This window comes from Undibacterium sp. Tian12W, assembly GCF_049339405.1.
GTDB lineage: Bacteria > Pseudomonadota > Gammaproteobacteria > Burkholderiales > Burkholderiaceae_D > Undibacterium.
Genome location: NZ_JBMPPK010000012.1, coordinates 83,023 through 102,603 on the forward strand (window position 1 = coordinate 83,023; position 19,581 = coordinate 102,603).

Genomic DNA, 19,581 nt, shown 5'->3' on the forward strand with positions numbered 1-19,581 from the left:
GGCAAGATTTTGTGTGCGACCCGGCATGTACCCTTTCATTCGGATTACCCAGCCTGCAAAATATTCTGAGGATTGCCATTGGCAAAATCGACGATGTTCTGGAAAGCAATACGGAAATACAATTCATAGCTGCTTTGCTCTACATAACCCAGATGCGGGGTAGCCAGGACATTTTCCCTGTGCAAAAGTGGGTGATCAGGGGAGACAGGTTCACTCTCGAAAACATCAATCGCAGCAAAGCCGGGGCGCCCTGCATCGAGTGCTGCTTCCAGTGCGCCTTGTTCCACCAGTTCTGCGCGGCTGGTATTGACGAACAGGGCATCCGGCTTCATCAGCGCCAGATCAGCCTGGCTGACGATGCCGCGGGTCGCATCGTTCAGGCGCAGGTGCATGCTGATGATGTCGCATTCAGCAAAAAAAGCTTCCTTCGATGTTGCTACCAACAAACCGTCTGCGGCGGCCTGCGCACGGCTAGGTTCGCGTCCCCAGACCATGACTTGCATGCCAAAAGCCTTGGCATAGCCAGCGATCATCTTGCCTATCTTGCCGTAGCCCCAGATACCGAGGGTACGCTTCTTCAGGACGCGGCCCAGCTGGTTGTGGGCGGAGTGTAGTGAAGAGCTCTGCCAGACTCCATCCTGCAAGAGTTGTGCGTAATTAGTTAGCTTGCGTGACGCCGCCATGATCAGGGTCCAGGTCAGCTCAGCCGGTGCTGTCGGGTCACCTATGCCCTCGGCGATGGCAATACCCAGTTCGTGAGCAGCGGCAATTTCTATATTGCCTGCGACTTTGCCAGTCTGCGAAATGAGTTTCAGATTCGGCAGCTTTTGCATCAGGGCACGGTTCAGGCGGGTGCGTTCACGTATCAGCACGACGGCATCAAACGGCTGCAGGCGTATCGCTAGTTGGCCGGTACCAACAGCCGTATTATTGAAGACTTTGACTTCATGACCCTTCAATAAGTCAAAGCAAGGCAGCTGCCGGACCACGTCCTGGTAATCATCAAGTATGGCTATTTTCATGGTTTGTCCTCATTCGTCCTTATACATTCTTTAAAATCCGGGAAAATCCGTATTCCTGCTTTTATTCAGGTTTGCGTTGAAAAATCTTCACTTTCATAAAACGTAAAACAATGATAATGAAACTGAGGCAAAATTCGCTTCCGGCCAGACTCGCGTGTACAATGTTCGCCTACGTAGCTTTTAGATTCTTCCGCCCCGCGCCATCCTGCCGGGCGCAAGCCAGGAGCCAAGACACCCTCTTGTCTTCGTATTATCCGACAGAACCGCCGCTATGGTGTTCGCCTTGCTTGAGCGCTCCTGCGATCGCATCGCCACAATCTAACGACGATCCTGCCGTGCCGCTACACCGGTTTTTTTATTGAAATGGCATTGGAGGTAGTATCGTGAATCAACCCATCATGAAAGGTGTGGCTGCATTAAACGCACCCGCTTACGTGAAACATCAGAAATTGATCAACTGGATCGCCGAAATGGCGGCTTTGACCAAACCTGACAATATCTATTGGTGTGACGGCTCGCAAGAAGAGTATGACCGTCTGTGCGCACAAATGGTTGCCGCTGGCACCATGAAAAAGCTCAATGAAGCCAAGCGCCCGAATAGTTACCTGGCCTGTTCCGACCCGTCGGACGTCGCCCGTGTAGAAGACCGCACCTATATATGCTCGACCAACAAGGAAGACGCAGGCCCGACCAATAACTGGATGGCCCCGGCAGAAATGCGTGCCACCCTGAACCCCATGTTTGATGGCTGCATGCGTGGCCGCACCATGTATGTCGTCCCTTTCTCCATGGGCCCACTGGGTTCACCTATCGCCCATATCGGCGTGGAATTGTCTGACTCGCCTTACGTTGCTGTCAACATGCGCATCATGACGCGCATGGGCCAGGCTGTGTATGAGGTACTGGGTACGGACGGCGATTTTGTCCCTTGCGTACATACCGTAGGCGCGCCTTTGGCAGAAGGCCAAGCTGACGTTGCATGGCCTTGCAATAACACCAAATACATCGTGCATTATCCAGAAACGCGCGAAATCTGGTCTTTTGGCTCCGGTTACGGTGGCAATGCACTGCTGGGCAAGAAATGCTTTGCCTTGCGTATCGCGTCCACCATGGGCCGTGACCAGGGCTGGCTGGCAGAGCACATGCTGATCCTGGGCGTGGAATCGCCAGAAGGTAAAAAGCATTATGTGGCAGCAGCCTTCCCGTCTGCCTGCGGCAAAACCAATTTCGCCATGCTGATCCCCGCCATCAAGGGCTGGAAAGTCACCACCATTGGTGATGACATTGCCTGGATCAAACCTGGTGCGGATGGCCGTTTGTATGCGATCAACCCTGAAGCCGGTTATTTTGGCGTGGCACCTGGTACCAATACCGCCACCAATTCCAACTGCATGGCGTCTTTGACCGCCAACACCATCTTCACTAATGTCGGCCTGACCGATGATGGCGATGTCTGGTGGGAAGGCATGAGCAAGGAAGCGCCAGCCCATCTGATAGACTGGCAAGGCAAGGACTGGACACCAGAAATCGCCAAGGAGACTGGCCGTAAAGCAGCACATCCAAATGCACGTTTCACGGTGGCCGCAACACAAAACCCGGTCATCGATGCAGCCTGGGATGACCCGGCTGGCGTGCCTATCTCGGCCTTTATCTTCGGTGGCCGTCGCTCAACGACAGTGCCTCTGGTGACTGAAGCCCGCAACTGGGTAGAAGGCGTCTATATGGCAGCGACCATGGGTTCTGAAACCACGGCTGCTGCCGTTGGCCAGCAAGGCGTGGTGCGTCGTGATCCATTCGCCATGTTGCCGTTCATGGGCTACAACATGAGCGACTATTTCCAGCACTGGCTGGACATGGGCAAGAAGATAGAAGCCGCTGGCGCGACACAACCAGCGATTTTCTGCGTCAACTGGTTCCGTACAGATGACAACGGCAAATTTGTCTGGCCAGGTTTTGGCGACAATATGCGCGTGTTGAAATGGATGCTGGAACGCATAGAAGGCCAGGCCAATGGTGTGGAAAACATCTTTGGTGTCACCCCTACTTTTGCTGATTTGAACTGGGAAGGTTTGAACTTCACGCAAGCGCAGTTCGATACCATCACATCCATTGACAAGGCCGCCTGGGATGCAGAGCTGAAACTGCATGCCGAGCTGTTTGAAAAACTGGCTTACCATTTGCCAGCCGATCTGGAAGCGACCCGCGTCGCCCTGGAAAAACGCCTGGCGGCATAAGCCATCGTTTTCTGGCAATGACAAAAACGCGGCTACGGCCGCGTTTTGTTTTTTGCACAAGCTGGAAATACTGGCGCAAGGGGTGTATAAATAAGGTCAGCCGCTATTACTCCACGATGCTTATTCTCCCGGAAACCGCATGCGCCTGTCCACCATCTGGCTGTTGCTAATGCTCACAGGCAGCAAGCTGCTGTCATCAGTCCCGGCACAGGCGCAGACAAAAAATCGCGAAGAACACAGGCTGGATATATCACTGTCGGACATCAACCGCCCGAGCACTGTCATGGCGCAAAGAGTGTTGAGCAAGGCTTATGAACAACTGGGCATCAAGGTCAATTTCATTGCCACGCCAGCAGTACGTGCCATCAGCATGTGGAATGCAGGCCGGCTGGATGCCATTTCTGCCAAGGTCATAGATACTGGTTTGTCGGACTCCATCAAAGTCGATATACCTATTGTCTATGAAGAAGCCGTTGTGTTTGCGACCAAAAAGAATATCAACGTGGATGGTTTTGCTAGCCTGAAACCGTATGTAGTCGGTTATGTCAACGGCATCCCTTATCTTGAAGACAGGCTCAAAAATGTGCCACAAAAAGAAACCGCACCCGGCCTGGAATCCCTGTTCAGAAAACTCGATGCCGGGCGCACCGATGTTGCCATCGACTCACGCTTCAGCTTTTGCCTGGTGCGCAAACTGGGCCTGAACCGGATACATATACTGGAGCCATCACTGGAAAAAAGGCTGGGCTATCATTTCCTGCATGCCAGACACCAGCAAATCGCGTCCGCCCTGGAACCGGTACTACGCAATATGGAAAAAGATGGCAGCATTAAAAAGATACAGGAAGAAGTCATGCAGGAGTTTATGGAACAATGCACAGGCCTGACGGATGCCAAAAACAAAAAAGCCGCAGGTTAAATTAATCTGCGGCTCTTCAATAAAACTAACTGACTACATCCATCAACACTGATCAACGATGCACTGGCAATAATGCAGGCTTGCGTTTCAAGCCACTTTTTGCCGTGGCTTCTTCAGAAGCCTGCATGATGCCTCTGGCACTCAGTGCGGCTTCGCTACCGACTGGCTTGCTGAGCATGCGCGCCAGCTTGTTGACCAGGGGCTTGCTGATATAGGCAGCCGGAAAAGCGATAGGCCATACTGTCAGCCAGGCTTCCATCCAGGCAGCCATGAAATCATGTCCATAGCCCATCCACATCAGGCGCAGGACTGCAGTTGCCACCAGACTCACCAGACCTGTTGTCAGTATGGTCGGCAACATTGATGCCAGACTACGGGAACCAGCCACCGCGCGTGGCTGGCGTACCTGTTGTTGCGCTACTACCGTGCTCTGTACAGCAGCACCAGCCATGGAATAAGCAGATGAATGTTGCATAATACCAATTACTTATTTAATCGTGCTATGTTTAGTCAGGGGCGCTTAGTCAGGGGCGCTCAGCCACGTGCAGCCAGGGCACGCAATTCAGCAGCCATGTTAGGCGAGCTGCGGTCCAGGTCATTGGCGATACGGCGGATAGTCAGCATATTGCGCAAGTTACGTGAAGCTGTTTTTTCTTCACGGGATTGTTTTGGGCTGATCACCAGCAAGGCTGCGCGCAACATGCCCATCAGCATAGGTTTGAACACGATCAGCATGGTGGCCAGAATGCCCAGTCCCAGCAATGGACGGGCGGAAGCAACAACGGCGCTGATAGCGATTTGGGAAACTGGCAGTGCACTGGCTGCAGGGAAGGCGATATTCAGGAAAGTCATGATTTACTCCACTCTTTTTTTAAACACTTAAACACTTTGTAATGACGTCATAATATTGCAGTGCATCATATAATTCTAATTTTGATTTACCATATCAATTATGCTGTTCATGAATAATTGTCAGTAAGTATTGGTCATTTATTAACCGGAGCAAATAACGTGAATTTTCTGACATTGGATTTGAATCTCCTGCGTGTGTTTGATGCAGTCATGATCGAGCAGAACCTGACACGGGCAGCAGACAAGCTGGCCATGACCCAGCCCGCCGTCTCCAATGCCCTGAAACGCCTGCGTCATTCGCTCGGTGATGAGTTATTGATACGTACCGCCTATGGCGTCAAGCCTACGCCGCGTGCAGAGATATTGTGGCCAGCGATACGCCAGGCCCTGTCCGCCCTCGAAAGTGCGATTGCCCCGACCAGCTTTGATGTATCACAAGCACAAACCACCTTCAGGATGGCGATGTCAGATGCAACTGCTGCGCTGTGGATGCCTACCCTTGTCAATGTGCTGGAAAAAGAAGCGCCACGCGTCAATGTGCGCATGGTGCCGCTGACCACGCGGGAGCCGCGCCCCATGCTCATGCGTGGTGATATTGATATTGCTATCGGCTTCTTCCCCGGCGTGGTGGCCCAGCTCACAGGCGGGCAGGGGGCGGCGAATAGCGCGATCCGGCATGAGAGGTTATATTCCGGCCATTATGTGGTGGTCATGCGGCGTGGCCATCCACTGGCGAATAAAAAACTGACGCTCGATGATTATTGCAATGCCAGGCATTTGCTGGTGAGTTTTTCTGGCCGTGCCCATGGTCTGGTCGATGAAGCCCTGGCCCAGATGGGGCGCGAAAGACGCATAGTATTAACAGTCAATCAATTTTTTACCAGTGGCCGTGTCGTATCCAATTCGGATTTGCTGACGGTATTGCCACGCCATCTGGTTGCCGCAACCGGCATGACAGGCGGCCTGGTCTGGAAAGAACTACCTTTCGCCATGCCGGACGTACACGTCGATATGCTGTGGCATGAACGTGACAGCCGTAACCCGGCCCACCAGTGGATACGTGGCAATCTGGTTGATATGACGCACTCGAACCTGATTACCGAACTCGAACATGAAATAACACTCGATACCTGAAAGCTGAGAACAAAATCAGATCAAGATAAATTCAGGCAAAACAATATTATCCACAAGCAAAGATGGAAGAACAGCGGGAATTTGCTTACTATTGTGGCAGCCAGCGTGGCAGCGAGCTTAGCCGGCGACCAATTCTATGCCTGAAACCGGCTGTTACGGTACAGTGCAACATGACATGCATGAGATTTAAGCTATCGATATGAGCACCGTCCGCAACACTTGCTTACGCTTCCTGTTACTGCTCGCAGTTTGCCTGGGCTGTTGTGCGACGGCTGCGCATGCCGCAGTCCTCAGGCTTGATGATGGTAAAAATGAAATTCCCTTGGACTCTGCCTTCCAGATATTTGAAGATAAAAGCGCCAGGATGGAAATCGCTGACCTGCTTAAACCATCCAGTAATGCAGAGTTCAGGCCACTGCGCGGCAATCTGAATGTATCGTTTTCCAAATCCGCATTCTGGCTGAAGCTGGATGTGCAAGGCAGCCAGGCCGCTTTGGCGCAGCAATGGCTGATGGAATTGTCACCAGTCATCATTGATGATATCCGTCTCTACCAGGTCCACCCGGATGGCAGCACGACGGTGCACCGCGCCGGTGACCGCCTGCCTTTTTCCAGCCTGGAACTCAAACACCATTACCCGCTGTTCCAGTTGCAATTGCCGGATACCCAAGTACAGCATCTGTATCTGCGCCTGCAAAGCAGCAGTGCGGTGTTCTTGCGCGCCAGCCTGTGGGAATCACATGCCTTTGTCGAACACTCCAGCCAGGTTGCTATGTTCATGGGCATTTACTATGGCGTTTTGCTGGCCATGATCGTATATAACCTGCTGCTGGCTATTTCTTACCGTGATGTAGCGCTGCGCTACTACCTGTTTTTATCTTGCGTGTCCTTGCTGGCGGGCATGAGCCTGAACGGCCATGTTGCGATGTATATCCTGCCTGACTGGCCAGAGCTGGCGGATATATTGCCGAGCTTTCTGTCGCCGCTGGTGGTCATGAGTTCCACCATGTTCATCGCCAGCTTTTTGCGCCTGCATGAAAAAATGCCGCGCATTAATAGCCTGTTCGTCTTTGCCCAGGTTGTCTGCATATTTGTCTCACTGGCGGTGCTGGCAGGTTATTACCAGCTGGTTGCCCCCTTGATGCAAATAACCGGCTTTGCCCTGATGATGGTGATCTTGCCAGTGTGCCTGCTGGTGGGTTTGCGCGGTTATCGCCCTGGTTACATCGTCTTGCTGGCATCTGCGACCTGGATCACTGGCCTGTCGCTGGTGGCAATACGCAATATGGGTTTGCTGGGACCTAACTGGGCGACTGAATATGGTTTCCAGCTAGGCTCAGCCATAGAAGCCATTTTGCTGGCCCTGGCTCAGGCTTATCACATCAGCCTGATGAAGAAAGAACACGCCCAGACCCAGGCAAAGCTGCTGGAGATATCACAGCGTACCGAGCAGGAACTTGATGCCAAGGTCAGGCAGCGCACTGCCGAGCTCGACGAGGCGGTTGCCAGCCTGCAAAAACTCGACAAGGACAAGAATGATTTCCTCGGCATTGCCGCTCATGATTTGAAAAATCCGCTGACCAGCATCATAGGTATGAGCGACTTGCTGCGCAAACTGCAGCAAAACATGCCGGAAGACCAGCGCCAACATTATCTGGAGCGCATCAGCAACAGCGGCCAGCGCATGATGCGCATCATCAGCAATTTGCTGGATGTGAATGCCCTCGATTCTGGCCACCTGCACCTGAAATTGCAAAGCCTGGACTTGTCGAGGATATTGCAGGACGTGGCCCAGCAATATACCGAGATGCTCAAGGCCAAGGACTTGCAGGTCATACTGGATATACAAGAAGGCGTCATGGTCAGGGCAGACTTTGATGCCTGTGTACAAATCATTGATAACCTGTTGTCAAATGCCGTCAAATATTCACCGCTGGGCAAGCGTATCTGGCTCAGCGTCAGCAATACCGGCGGGGTTGGCATGTTCCAGGTCAGGGATGAAGGGCCGGGCCTGTCTGCGGCAGACCAGCAACACCTGTTTGAAAAATTCACCAAATTGTCGAGTCTGCCAACGGCCGGTGAACATTCCAGCGGCCTGGGCCTGTCCATCGTCAAGAAACTCAGTGAAGCCTGCGGCGGCAAGGTCGATTGCGAAAGCGTGGCCGGGCAGGGTTGCAACTTCATGGTGGAATTACCGCTGGCGGCATAAACATATCGCCAATGCATGAATGGCTTACAATCACAGACATTCCAAGTACCCCAACAAGATAAAACATGTTTACAGGCATAGTACAGGGCATAGCCCGCATCGCAACACTGAATGACAAGACCGGCTTGCGCACTTATCAGCTGGAATTCCCCGATGGTTTTTGCAAAGACCTGGAAATCGGTGCCAGCGTCGCCGTTGATGGCGTTTGCCTGACCGTGACCGCCCTGCATGGTGACAATGCCGCAGAATTTGATGTCATGCAGCAAAGCCTGGCGATTACCACTCTCGGTGAATATGCTCAGGATGGCCGCGTCAATGTAGAGCGTGCCGCCAAGGATGGCGCCGAGATCGGTGGCCACCCCTTGTCTGGCCACATCGACTTCAAGGCCGATATCGCCCAGATACGCGAGCTGGAAAACAATTACGTGATACGCATCGCCGTGCCGCCAGAATGGCTGCGCTATATCTTTGCCAAGGGCTATATCGCCATCAATGGTGCCAGCCTGACGATAGCCGAAGTCAACCGCCAGGAAGGCTGGTTTGAAGTCTGGCTGATCCCCGAGACCTTGCGCATGACCGTCTTTGCCGAGAAAAAAACCGGTGCCAGCCTGAACATAGAAATTGAACGAACCACGCAAGTCGTGGTCGATACAGTACGCAGCATGCTGGCAGAAACCCTGGGGCCGCTGATGCCAGCACTGGAAAGCCTGCTGGCACAGCAAGGCAAGGACCTCGGGCAAATCCTGCAAGCCCAGGTGCCACCGCCCAAATAAGCCTGATCTGCGCTTGCTTCAGCCATCAACACAATAAAGGACAGCCATGCACAATGAAGGAACCGAGCAAGCCAGCGCAGCAGCCACGAGCATACTGAACAATATCCGGCTATGGCAGGATGCCACCGCTGCCGGGGATGTGGATAAGTTGCTCGATTTGATGGATGAAGAAGTGGTGTTTCTGGTGGCAGGCCATCCACCGATGAAGGGCCGCGAACTATTTGCCCAGAACCTGCGCAATATCTTGCAGACACATCACATCGCTTCCAGCTCCCAGATACAGGAAATTGTCGTGCAGACGGATCTTGCCTATACCTGGTCTTATCTGCAAGTCGAGATCATCCCCAAGCAGGCAGGCCAGTACATGAAGCGTGCCGGGAATGTGCTGAGTATCTGGCGCTTGCAGGCAGATGGCAAATGGCGTATCAGTCGTGACGCGAATTTGCTGACGCTGGAAACCCAGAATGAGCCTGAAGCGTGAGCATGGGCAAGCCTGTTGACACATTGCTCCACAGGATATTCATAGGCATGTCCACAAGCTTATCTACATACTTATGCACCGCTTTTCTAGGCTTGTCCACAGCCTTATGTACAAGCTTATCCACAGATGCCTGTGCACAAAATGCACAAAACGCTCAAAACATCGATGCACCGAATGTTGTCCCCATCACCGCACAACTGACCAGCTCAGGCCAGCCCACTGCCAAAGCGCTGGAAAACTTGTCTGCGCAGGGCTATGAAGCAGTCATTTACCTGGCCCCGCCGCATGTCTCTGATGCTGTGCGCGAAGAGAACATCATCGTCGGCCGCCAGAACATGTTGTTTGTGAATATCCCGATCGTTTTCAACAAGCCCGCCGTCAGCGACTACGAAACCTTTGCCGCCATCCTGCAAGGACTGGGAAATAAAAAGGTGCTGGTGCACTGCCAGGTGAATATGCGTGCATCGACCATGGTCTTTCTTTACCGCGTGGTGGTTGGCAAGGAAGACCCGTCCATAGCCTATGAATCAGTCAGCAAGGTCTGGACACCCAGTGGGCCATGGAAGCAACTGATGCTGGATGTCTTGCAAAAGCACAAGATCAATTTTGAACCGTATTGATTTTTAATCGTTGCCTTGACTACCTACTTTGGTAGGCTGTGTTTTGTATTCCACCCCTGTATCATGATCAGATAGCATCTTTGATGAATCAGCTGAAGAACCAGGGTGAAATATTGTGATTGAATACTTCAGCAATGCCATCAAGAACGAGCACATCGTTACCTGGGCGCAGGCTGTACGTGCCCTGCTTATCTCAATACCCGTTTTCGTGCTCCTCCTGATCATCTCGACCGTCATCGTGGTCGGCATCGTCGTCCTTGCCGGTTTTGCCGGGCAGGGTGGACATGGCAGCAATCCCGGCAATACAGAATTCTTTCATTCTGCATTTGGCTTTGCCAAAGTATTTGGGCTCATCACGTTCCTGAGTTCGCTTGCCGTCATACGTGCTATCTGCCTGTGCATAGGTGCCGCGTGCCAGGCAACTTACGGCAAGACCAATATCGCTTTCTTCATCGTCACTGGCTTACTTGCCGCAGCCTTGTTGTTGATGGTGATCTATTTCACTTATCTGCGTCCCACTCCCTGAGTGATGGCATTCTTTGACGAACGTCTGTTGCATTTACCGCCACGGAAGAAATCGTAACACCGGAAGATATCGTAACAAGTGAAATTATTGACAATGTGCATGTCATAATCATTGTGCAAAATTTAAGCAATCCATCCAGATAATCAGGGAAGCACCATGCAAAGCAAATCGTTCAAAATGGCGATGTTGTTCGCCTTATTCATTGCCATCATAGGCGGCGCATACTGGTACAAGAACAAGAGCCCCGGCGCACCTGATGCTGTGAGCGGCCTGGTGATCAATGATGATCCGAATGCCCCGCTGACCCTAGTCGATGCGGCAGACCGTGGCCTTGATGGTGCGCCAGCACTGGCGCTGACCTTCAGCATTCCTCTCGACAGCAGCAAGACCTATGAAAAGTATTTGCAGGTATTCGAGATGCCGCCCTCGGCAGCTGATCTGAAAAAAGCCGAGACCAATAACAGCGATGACGAAAACGGCTATGACGATGATGGCCAACCCAAAAAAGGCAAAGTCAGCACCGTCAGTACCACCGCTGAAGACACCGATAACAAGAGTGGCAAGCCAGTAGCCGGTGCCTGGGTAGTTGGTGAAAACCCGCGCCTTTTGTACTTCCCGCATATCAAGCCACAGACCCGCTATGTAGTCCAGGTGCAGACCGGCCTGCCTGCGCGCAATGGCAAGACCCTGGGTAGTGAGGCACGTTATTCGATCGTCTCGGCCCCTGTGTCTCCTTCGTATTATTTCGCCAGTAATGGCATGGTCTTGCCTGCCAAACAAAATGGCGGTTTGCCGGTCGTCACAGTGAATGTACCGGAAGTCGATGTGCAATTCCTGCGTGTCAAAAATGACCAGCTGCCACGCTTCCTCGACAGCGTCATTAATGGCAAACCGAAAAAAGCCGATGCCGCAAAAACCGATAATGAAGAAGGCGAAGCTGGCGAGGACTACAACTACGACTACAGGCGCAGCAGCCTGAAAGGCGCTGTCCAGGTTTACCAGCTTGATGAATTGCGCAAGATGTCAGAGAGCGTGTATCTGGGCCGCTTCATGACCGAGCAAAAAGCCAATAAACGGAGCGTCACCTATATCTCGGTAGAAGACATCAAGGAGCTCAAGGACCCCGGCGTGTATGTCGCTGTCATGAGCCAGCCTGGCCGCTTCCGCTATGAATACCAAACCACGTATTTCTATGTGTCCGACCTGGGCCTGCATACGCGTTTGTATGACAAATCAGCCGATGCCTTTGTCAGTTCTCTGACTGATGGCAAAGCCGTTGCCGGTGTCGAAGTATCCTGGATGGATGAAGCGGGCAAGGTACTGGCCAAGGCCGATACCGATGGTGATGGCCATGTGGTTTTTGCCGAACAGCCAAAAGCTGCCAAGGTCTTGATGGCACGCAAGGGGGAGCAGATTTCGGTACTGGCGCTGAAGGAACCTGCGCTCGATTTGTCAGAGTACGATATCACTGGCTCGCCTTACAAGGCAACGCGCCTGTTTGCTTATTCCGGTCGTAATTTGTATCGCCCCGGCGAGCAATTCGATGTGTCTGTGCTGGCACGTGATGCCGATGGCCGCGCCGTGCCTGCCAAGGCCATACAGGCCAGACTGAAACGCCCGGATGGCAAGGACCAGTTCACCGCTACCTGGCGGCCAGACCAGCGCTTTGGTGGTTACCTCGTCAAGCGCCTGGAATTACCCGCTGATGCTCCTACCGGTTTCTGGACCCTGGAATTGCGTGCCGACCCTGCTGACAAGGTGCCGGGCACAGTATTCCGTTTTGGCGTTGAAGAATTCCTGCCAGAACGCATGAAGCTCGATCTGTCCAGCAAACTGGCAACGCTGGCGGCTGACAGTGACTATAGTGTTGATGTCGTTGGTAATTATCTGTATGGCGCACCGGCAGCAGGTAACCGCCTGTTGGGTGTGGCCCAGTTTGAACGCAATAAGAATCCGCTGGCAAAGCAATACCCCGGTTTTGAATTTGGCGACGTTACTGAAAACGAAGCCAAGACCCGCACTGAGCTAGAAGAAAGCAAGCTCGATGATGAAGGCAAGGCATCTGTTGATGTTGATCTCTCACCTATCGAAAAACGCCGCTCACCCTTCACAGTACGCACTACCCTGAGCCTGCTGGAAAGTGGTGGCCGCCCAGTCGTGCGCAGCATGGAACGCGTAGTCTGGCCAGCTCCCGTACTGGTCGGCCTGCGCCCCATGTTCACCGGTGAATATGCACCTGAAGGCAGCCCGGTAGAATTTGAAGTCATACGTTCAGACAGGGATGGCAAATTGCAGGCATCACCGACTTTGCCGGTACGCCTGTTCCGTGAAGACCGCAATTACTACTGGCGCTTTGAAGACCAGCGCGGCTGGCAATCTGGCTTTACGGAGACGGATGAACTGGTAGAAACCAGTGCTGTTGCCGTGCCCGCCAATGGCCGTGGTAAATTGCGCCTGCCGGTGCGTTATGGCCGCTACAGGCTGGAAGTACTGGACCCTGACACCAAGATGCAGGCTGTGTATCGCTTCTATGTAGGCTGGAGCGCCCGCAGTGATGAAAGCCAGGGTGTGCGTCCCGACAAGGTCGCCATGAAGCTCGATAAACCCGTTTATAAAGATGGGGACACTGCACGCCTGACGTTCACCCCGCCACACAAGGGAGAAGCCCTGATCACGGTAGAAGGTGACAAGACCCTGTGGATAAAACGCATGGCTGTAGGTGCAGATGCAACGACGATCGATATCCCGCTCAACAAGGACTGGAAACGTCACGATCTGTATGTCTCTGCCGTGGTTCTGCGCCCTGGCAATGAAGGCGACAAGGTGACACCGGCGCGTGCACTGGGTGTCGCACATATCCCGCTGGACAGGGCAGACCGCAAATTTGCTGTGACCATGGAAGCACCTGTCAAAGTGCTGCCTGACAGCACCGTCAAGGTAAAAATCAAGGTGCCAGAAGCCAAGGGCCAAAAAGCCATGGTGACCCTGTCCGCAGTGGATGTAGGTATTTTGAATATCACCAAATTTGTCTCGCCTGATCCGCACGCCTTCTTCTTTGCCAAATTGCGTTATGGCCCGGACCAGCATGATATCTATGGCCGTCTCATAGAAAAAATGCAGGGCCAGAAAGGCAAGCTGAAATTTGGTGGTGACAACACGCCCAAAGCCACCAAGAGCTTGCCGAAAAAGGTCAAACTCATCGATATCTTCAGTGGCCCTGTGCAACTGAATGAACAAGGTGAGGCCGAGATACCATTGGCCATTCCCGACTTTAACGGCACTTTGCGTCTGATGGCCGTGGTAGCTGGTGGCGAGCGTTTTGGTGCCAAAGACGCCGAGATGACCGTTGCAGCGCCGCTGATTGCCGAACTGGCGACACCACGCTTCCTGTCTTTTGGTGACACTGCCATCGTCGCGCTGGATTTGCATAATCTCTCAGGTGCAGGGCAAAACCTGAAAGTCAGCATCAATGGCGGAGAAGCCCTGAAACTGACAGAAGCTGAACGCAGCCTGAGCCTCAAAGATCAGCAAAAACAAACCCTGCGCTTCCCTATTGAAGCCAAGCCAGTGCCGGGTTTGCATACCATCACCGTCAACATCAGCGGCTCTGGTATCAAAATGGAGCGCAGTTTTGCACTGACCGTGCAGGCGCCAACGCCACAAACCCAGATCACCAAACGCTTTACGGTAAAAGCCGGTGAATCACTGGATATCAAAGAGGCTGACCTGGCAGGCTTGCACAAGGCATCGCTGCTGGCGCACATGGTGGTTTCGAACAAGGCACCGATCGATATCCGCGCCGCCATCCAGGGTTTGCTGACTTATCCCTACGGCTGTGCCGAGCAAACCACCAGTACCGCTTACCCGCATGTATTCATTGATGAAGAAGCCGCCAAACGCTTTGGACTCAAACCTTATACACGCGAACAAAGGGTAGAGATGCTAGACAAGGCCATCGCCCGCCTGGCAACCATGCAAGCACCGAACGGCGGCTTCAGCCTGTGGGGTAATGTGTCGGAGTATGAATACTGGTTGTCAGCCTACGTCACCGGCTTTTTGGTGGATGCACGTGAGCAGGGCTTTGGTGTGCCGGATGCGATGTATAACAAGGCATTGGACTTCCTCCTGCGCGGTTTGCAGGACGGGGTAGCACGTATGCCTGCGAGTCCCAAACCGGTAGCGGCCACCACGACTGGCACCAGTAACCTGTGGGAAGAAAACCGTGTGCGTGACAATAGCCACTTCGGTGTGCTGGCAGCAGGTGCCTATGTACTGTCACGCCAGAACAAGGCACCATTGGCCACCTTGCGCCAGATGCATGATGCGCGTGGCAATGCACAATCTGGCCTGGCGCTGATACAACTGGGCATCGCCTTGAAGCAAATGGGTGACAAGGCACGCAGCGATGTCGCTCTGGCCGAAGGTGTCAAAAAAGGCCGCGACAATGGTTACTGGTGGTATGACTACGGCAGCAACCTGCGTGACGCTGCCCTGTCCTATGCCTTGCTGGACAGGCACCAGATCAAGCTTGATGGCCGCGATAACCTGATCGGTGTCATCGCCAATGAGATGGAAAAACACCGCTACTACAGCACCCAGGAAAAACTCGCCCTGTTCCTGGTAGGCCGTACTTACAGCACAGGTGAAACCGCACCATGGACAGGTACCCTGGCCGTTGCAGGCAAGACGGATGAATTGTCAGCCAAGGCCACGCTGTTCCGTGAATTGCAGGCCAGTGAATTGTCATCCGGTATCAAGCTCAGCAACAATAGCAAAGACAATTTGTATGTGGAATTGTCCATGACTGGCAACCTGGTCAAGCTGCCACCTGCGAAGACTGATGTCATAGAACTGAGCCGCAAGATGTATGCACCGGATGGCACAGAAATCGGGAACCGTCCTTTGAAAGTAGGCGAAACCATCATCATGCGCATCACTGCCCGCAGCCGTAACGCCATGGGCACGGGCATGATCGTCGATCGCATCCCGGCTGGCCTGGAAATCGAAAACACCAACATCGTCCAGGGTGAACAGATGGGTGTGGTTACGATAGACAAACTGAACCCCGCAGAAGCCATGCAAGACCCGCATATCAAGCATGTAGAGTTCCGTGATGACAGGTTTGTGGCAGCAGTACGCATGGACTGGAATGTATTGAACCTGTTCTACCGCGTGCGGGTAGTGACACCAGGTAAATTCGTGATACCGCCGCTGTATGCAGAAGATATGTACAGGCCGGATTTGTATGGGCAAACCGGTGGGACGGATGTGTTGACTGTGGTGGAGAGTGGGAAGTAGGTGTGATGAGAGCCGTAGGTTGAGGTTGATCTGTAGGTTGGGCTACGCTTCACCAGCCCAACACTGGGCCTCTGAATAAGGTATTCGTTTATCAAAACCTGCCCTACGACCACTCACCACAGAGGAAAAGCGGAGAAGTGCAAGTCGAATGAACGGCAATTATAAAGACGTCGCTCCAGCGAAGGCTGGAGCCCAGCGGCGTTCGTTGCATTACCGTACTTCGACTGAAACGATTGCCCTTCGCAGATACCAGCCGGGTCTCGGCCCGGCGGCCGAATTCCTTTCTTTGCTTCGCCAAAGAAAGGAATCAAAGAAAGGCGACCGCAGACTTGCCCTTCGGGTGCTTGCGCTGCGCTCCAGCACAATTTGCGCATCACAAAAAATGGGAAAGCTTCGAAACTCGCTACGCTCAAACAACGAAGCTTTCTGATCCATTTTCTGTGAAGCACAAATTGCTACGTCCCAAGCGGTTGAAGATCAAGAGAAAAATCAAAGTCAAAAACAACAGCAACACCAAAAACAAGATCAATTCGACCACCATCCACATTGCTCGTTTGCCGTCTATTTGATTTTTTCATATTTTGATTTTTTCATATCCGAGATTAATAAAAAATTTCCATCGAATGACGCTCAATCTCAAGAAGTATGCCAACTTCACCTATCTGCGCAAAGCCTTGCTCACCCACAAAAAAACCTGGGCAGCAATCATCATCGTCGCCCTGACCTTCATCGTCGCCGACCTCTGTTTCCCCCTGCCCAAACCCGGTCGCGATTCCCCCTACGCGATGGTAGTCCTGGCCCGTGACGGCACACCTTTACGCGCCTTCCCTGACAAAGACCACATCTGGCGTCACGCCATCAGCCTGCAGGAAGTCTCGCCCTACTATGTCGATGCACTGACGCAGTATGAAGACCGGGCATACTGGTGGCACCCCGGTGTCAACCCGCTGGCATTGACGCGGGCAGCGTGGCAGTGGCTGCACAATGGCAAGATCGTGTCCGGTGGTTCCACCATCACCATGCAGGTGGCGCGCATCATAGACCCCACTCCACATACCGTGCGTGGCAAGCTCAAGCAGATTGCCCGCGCCCTGCAGCTGGAAGCGCATTATTCGAAAAAAGAAATCCTGACCCTCTACCTCAACTATGCACCCATGGGTGGGGTGCTCGAAGGGGTGGAAGCAGCCAGCCGCGCCTACCTCGGCAAACCTGCCAGTCACCTCACGCATGCGGAAGCGGCGCTGCTGACGGTATTGCCGCAATTACCGTCCGTCTTGCGGCCAGACCGTTATCCACAACGTGCGCAAGTAGCGCGTGACAAGGTGATACGGCGCATGGACGGCAACTGGAGCAAGGACATCATTGCCGATGCGCTGACCGAGCCTGTGACAGCGCAGGTGGTGCGTGAACCTCTACTCGCGCCCTTACTCGCACTGCGCATGAAGCAGCAAGCAAAGCGCACCAAGAGCCAGCAAACCGTCATCCAGACCACGGTTGATACGGCAATCCAGCAAACAGTAGAAACCCTGCTGGCCGACCGCATACGGCAACTGCCACCACATGTGTCGATGGCTGCGATGGTGATGGACAATGCCACGTTTGAAGTGCTCGGTTATGCCGGTTCGGCAGACTTCAGTGACCGTGAGCGTTTCAGCGATGTTGATATGGTGCGGGCTGCGCGCTCACCAGGTTCTGCCCTAAAACCCTTCCTGTATGCATTTGCACTCGATGAAGGTCTGATCCATTCAGAATCTTTATTATCAGACACACCGCAATCTTTTTCTGGCTACCAGCCTGGCAATTTCCAGCAAAATTTCAGTGGCCCGGTCAGTGTGTCTGAAGCTCTGGTGAAGTCTCTGAATGTACCGGCGGTTGAAGTACTGGAACAACTGGGCTCATCGAACTTTGTTTCCATGCTCAGACGCGGTGGTTTGAAACTGGAATTCCCGCGTGGTGCAACGCCCAACCTCAGCGTGATACTCGGTGGCGCAGGCGCCAAGCTCGAAGACATGGTCGGTGCCTATTCTTCCTTCGCACGTAAAGGCATGGCCGCCGTACCGCGTATGACGCCAACAGCACCGCGCAAGGAACAAAGGATGATGAGCGAAGGTGCCGCCTTCATCGTGCGCGACATACTGGAAACTGGCGGGCCAGTGGCGCGCGCGGTAGAAGGCAATGGCAGCTACCGTGGCATCGCCTGGAAGACGGGCACCAGCTTTGGCTTCCGCGATGCCTGGGCAGTCGGTGTCAGCAAGCGTTATACCATAGGTGTCTGGGTAGGGCGGCCAGATGGCACACCCAATCCCGGTTTCTTTGGCGCGAATGTCGCCGCCCCCTTGCTGGTGGATATCTTCACCGCCATACCCGATGGCCGCAACACCAGCCCGGATGTACCGCCAGCCACGGTAAGTCAGGAAAAAATCTGCTGGCCGCTGGGTACACGCGCCAGCGAACAGCCAGAAAAACTGTGTCCTTTGCAACGCACGGCCTGGGTCTTGAACGGCGCAGCGCCACCAAGCTTTGCCGACCGTCTGAAAACCGCCTCGCCGATATTCACTTACTTTGTCGATAGCCAAACTGGCTTGCGAGTCGCCCCCGAATGCAGCAAACGCCCTATGGATAAATTACAGGCCGCCCGCTGGCCATCCGCCCTCGAACCCTGGCTGGACGCAGGCCTGCGCAAGGTCGCCCTGCCACCCGCCTGGGCAACAGAATGCGCAGCCATCTACAATGCCGATGAAAGCATCAAGATAGTCGGCCTCAGCGATGGCGAAATCCTGCACAGGGCCAGCGGCAAGGAAGTACCCAAAGCCAGGCTGGAAATCCGTGGATCTCAGGCAGAAGTCAGCTGGATGGTGAATGGCCATCTTGTATCGAGCAAGCTGGCGAACCAGTCGCAGATCATAGAATTTCCTGAGGCCGGGCGCTACGATATTACTGCCTTTGATGCATATGGGCGCTATGACAGAATAAGCGTGAGCGTAACAAAGTAAAGCTATGTAAAGAAGCGGCTATCTTCACTTTTCCTCCATAGTTTTTGCTTAAGATCTATCCTGTCATCAACACCCTTGAAAGGAAACAGGATGAAAAATTTACTCAACCTGGCACGTGCCAGTATCTTCATGGCGGCATTGGCTGCCAGTCTGTTTGCACATGCCCAGCCACCCGGCGGTGACCAAAAGAAACCGCCAGAAGCAGGCAAAGACGACAGGCCACCGCGTGAACCACCACCACAGGCCTATGAAGATTGCAAAGGCAAGAAAGAAGGTGCCGCAGTGCAAATCACCACACCGCGCGAAGGCAAGATTTCTGCCACTTGCACCAATTCACCCAAGGGCTTGTTTGCCCGCCCTGAAAGGCCGCCACATCCGCCAGAAGGCAAGGACAATAATCCGCCACCCAAGAAATAAATTGTCACAATAAAATTTTTCTTTGTGTCGATAATTTCCATACACAGCGGATTGCCAGAGTAGAATTTCCTATTCTGACAATCCTGCGTGCGATGGAATCTAC

Annotated in this window: 15 protein-coding genes; 11 read left to right on the forward strand and 4 right to left on the reverse strand. The window is 53.4% G+C overall.

Annotated features, from left to right (window positions below):
- Positions 1 to 44: 44 nt before the first annotated feature.
- Complete coding sequence (locus ACO0LI_RS16400) at positions 45 to 1,022, reverse strand: D-2-hydroxyacid dehydrogenase family protein (RefSeq protein ID WP_423033771.1); 978 nt, start codon at positions 1,020 to 1,022, stop codon at positions 45 to 47.
- Positions 1,023 to 1,405: 383 nt separating this feature from the next.
- Between ACO0LI_RS16400 and ACO0LI_RS16405 the strand changes: the two genes are divergently transcribed.
- Positions 1,406 to 3,256, forward strand: coding sequence for a phosphoenolpyruvate carboxykinase (GTP) (locus ACO0LI_RS16405; RefSeq protein WP_423033773.1), 1,851 nt, complete (start codon positions 1,406 to 1,408; stop codon positions 3,254 to 3,256).
- Between the two features lie 139 nt (positions 3,257 to 3,395).
- Complete coding sequence (locus ACO0LI_RS16410) at positions 3,396 to 4,175, forward strand: substrate-binding periplasmic protein (RefSeq protein ID WP_423033775.1); 780 nt, start codon at positions 3,396 to 3,398, stop codon at positions 4,173 to 4,175.
- Between the two features lie 52 nt (positions 4,176 to 4,227).
- Here the strand turns inward: ACO0LI_RS16410 and ACO0LI_RS16415 are convergent, their stop codons facing one another.
- Both ACO0LI_RS16415 and ACO0LI_RS16420 read right to left on the reverse strand, forming a co-directional pair.
- Positions 4,228 to 4,650: a DUF2798 domain-containing protein gene (locus tag ACO0LI_RS16415; RefSeq protein ID WP_422951749.1), complete on the reverse strand. Its 423-nt coding sequence runs from the start codon at positions 4,648 to 4,650 to the stop codon at positions 4,228 to 4,230.
- Positions 4,651 to 4,709: 59 nt separating this feature from the next.
- Positions 4,710 to 5,027, reverse strand: a complete 318-nt coding sequence (locus ACO0LI_RS16420; RefSeq protein WP_422951748.1) for a hypothetical protein — start codon at positions 5,025 to 5,027, stop codon at positions 4,710 to 4,712.
- Positions 5,028 to 5,186: 159 nt separating this feature from the next.
- Between ACO0LI_RS16420 and ACO0LI_RS16425 the strand changes: the two genes are divergently transcribed.
- From ACO0LI_RS16425 to ACO0LI_RS16455, 7 genes are all read left to right on the forward strand, one after another.
- On the forward strand, positions 5,187 to 6,161 hold the full coding sequence (locus ACO0LI_RS16425; RefSeq protein WP_422951747.1) for a LysR family transcriptional regulator: 975 nt from the start codon (positions 5,187 to 5,189) through the stop codon (positions 6,159 to 6,161).
- 199 nt (positions 6,162 to 6,360) lie between these two features.
- Positions 6,361 to 8,370, forward strand: coding sequence for a sensor histidine kinase (locus tag ACO0LI_RS16430; RefSeq protein ID WP_423033777.1), 2,010 nt, complete (start codon positions 6,361 to 6,363; stop codon positions 8,368 to 8,370).
- 65 nt (positions 8,371 to 8,435) lie between these two features.
- Positions 8,436 to 9,143 carry a riboflavin synthase subunit alpha gene (locus ACO0LI_RS16435; protein ID WP_423033779.1) on the forward strand — a complete coding sequence of 236 codons (708 nt, stop codon included), beginning with the start codon at positions 8,436 to 8,438 and terminating at the stop codon, positions 9,141 to 9,143.
- Positions 9,144 to 9,189: 46 nt separating this feature from the next.
- Positions 9,190 to 9,624, forward strand: a complete 435-nt coding sequence (locus ACO0LI_RS16440; protein ID WP_423033781.1) for a YybH family protein — start codon at positions 9,190 to 9,192, stop codon at positions 9,622 to 9,624.
- A gap of 47 nt (positions 9,625 to 9,671) precedes the next feature.
- Positions 9,672 to 10,244 carry a protein tyrosine phosphatase family protein gene (locus tag ACO0LI_RS16445; RefSeq protein WP_423033783.1) on the forward strand — a complete coding sequence of 191 codons (573 nt, stop codon included), beginning with the start codon at positions 9,672 to 9,674 and terminating at the stop codon, positions 10,242 to 10,244.
- Between the two features lie 115 nt (positions 10,245 to 10,359).
- Positions 10,360 to 10,770 carry a hypothetical protein gene (locus ACO0LI_RS16450; protein ID WP_423033785.1) on the forward strand — a complete coding sequence of 137 codons (411 nt, stop codon included), beginning with the start codon at positions 10,360 to 10,362 and terminating at the stop codon, positions 10,768 to 10,770.
- Between the two features lie 156 nt (positions 10,771 to 10,926).
- Positions 10,927 to 16,068, forward strand: a complete 5,142-nt coding sequence (locus ACO0LI_RS16455) for an MG2 domain-containing protein (protein ID WP_423033787.1) — start codon at positions 10,927 to 10,929, stop codon at positions 16,066 to 16,068.
- 455 nt (positions 16,069 to 16,523) lie between these two features.
- Here the strand turns inward: ACO0LI_RS16455 and ACO0LI_RS16460 are convergent, their stop codons facing one another.
- Positions 16,524 to 16,646 (reverse strand): hypothetical protein, encoded by a 123-nt coding sequence (locus ACO0LI_RS16460; RefSeq protein ID WP_422951740.1) that lies wholly within the window; start codon positions 16,644 to 16,646, stop codon positions 16,524 to 16,526.
- A 45-nt stretch (positions 16,647 to 16,691) separates the two neighbouring features.
- Between ACO0LI_RS16460 and pbpC the strand changes: the two genes are divergently transcribed.
- Positions 16,692 to 19,061, forward strand: coding sequence for a penicillin-binding protein 1C (gene pbpC, locus ACO0LI_RS16465; protein WP_423033789.1), 2,370 nt, complete (start codon positions 16,692 to 16,694; stop codon positions 19,059 to 19,061).
- Positions 19,062 to 19,151: 90 nt separating this feature from the next.
- Complete coding sequence (locus ACO0LI_RS16470; RefSeq protein WP_423033791.1) at positions 19,152 to 19,478, forward strand: hypothetical protein; 327 nt, start codon at positions 19,152 to 19,154, stop codon at positions 19,476 to 19,478.
- Positions 19,479 to 19,581: the final 103 nt, after the last annotated feature.

Excerpts from the sequence above, each read along its gene's own strand:
- ACO0LI_RS16400 (WP_423033771.1), bottom strand. The coding sequence starts at position 1,022 with ATGAAAATAGCCATACTTGATGATTACCAGGACGTGGTCCGGCAGCTG.
- ACO0LI_RS16410 (WP_423033775.1), top strand. The coding sequence starts at position 3,396 with ATGCGCCTGTCCACCATCTGGCTGTTGCTAATGCTCACAGGCAGCAAG.
- ACO0LI_RS16415 (WP_422951749.1), bottom strand. The coding sequence starts at position 4,650 with ATGCAACATTCATCTGCTTATTCCATGGCTGGTGCTGCTGTACAGAGC.
- ACO0LI_RS16420 (WP_422951748.1), bottom strand. The coding sequence starts at position 5,027 with ATGACTTTCCTGAATATCGCCTTCCCTGCAGCCAGTGCACTGCCAGTT.
- ACO0LI_RS16430 (WP_423033777.1), top strand. The coding sequence starts at position 6,361 with ATGAGCACCGTCCGCAACACTTGCTTACGCTTCCTGTTACTGCTCGCA.
- ACO0LI_RS16435 (WP_423033779.1), top strand. The coding sequence starts at position 8,436 with ATGTTTACAGGCATAGTACAGGGCATAGCCCGCATCGCAACACTGAAT.
- ACO0LI_RS16440 (WP_423033781.1), top strand. The coding sequence starts at position 9,190 with ATGCACAATGAAGGAACCGAGCAAGCCAGCGCAGCAGCCACGAGCATA.
- ACO0LI_RS16445 (WP_423033783.1), top strand. The coding sequence starts at position 9,672 with ATGTCCACAAGCTTATCTACATACTTATGCACCGCTTTTCTAGGCTTG.
- ACO0LI_RS16455 (WP_423033787.1), top strand. The coding sequence starts at position 10,927 with ATGCAAAGCAAATCGTTCAAAATGGCGATGTTGTTCGCCTTATTCATT.
- ACO0LI_RS16460 (WP_422951740.1), bottom strand. The coding sequence starts at position 16,646 with ATGAAAAAATCAAATAGACGGCAAACGAGCAATGTGGATGGTGGTCGA.
- pbpC (WP_423033789.1), top strand. The coding sequence starts at position 16,692 with ATGACGCTCAATCTCAAGAAGTATGCCAACTTCACCTATCTGCGCAAA.
- ACO0LI_RS16470 (WP_423033791.1), top strand. The coding sequence starts at position 19,152 with ATGAAAAATTTACTCAACCTGGCACGTGCCAGTATCTTCATGGCGGCA.